The organism is Jeotgalibacillus marinus (assembly GCF_040801915.1).
Lineage (GTDB): Bacteria > Bacillota > Bacilli > Bacillales > Jeotgalibacillaceae > Jeotgalibacillus > Jeotgalibacillus marinus.
Genome location: NZ_JBFMIA010000313.1, coordinates 1 through 233, shown reverse-complemented (window position 1 = coordinate 233; position 233 = coordinate 1). Strand labels below are relative to the sequence as shown.

Sequence of the window (233 nt, the reverse complement as noted above, 5' to 3'; positions counted from 1 at the left end):
GGTATGGCCGCTCTGCCCGGTATGGGCCCTTCTCTTCGTGCCTCCTCTCTTTTTCCCCTTCCTTTTCCCCTCCTTCCCCTCCTTTCCCCTTTCCTCTTTCCCTCCTCTTCCCTCTCTTTCTTCCTCCCCCTTTCCTCCCCTTTCTCTTTCTTCTCTTTCCCTTCCTTTTTTTCTTTCCTTCTCCCTTCTTTCCTCCCCTCCCTCTCCTCTCCTTTCCCTTCTTCTTTCCCTTT

General features: G+C 52.8%; 1 protein-coding gene. It reads right to left on the bottom strand.

Going from position 1 to position 233, the window contains the following annotated elements:
* A partial coding sequence (locus AB1471_RS19190; RefSeq protein WP_367781078.1) for a hypothetical protein occupies positions 1–233 on the bottom strand: 233 nt, incomplete at both ends.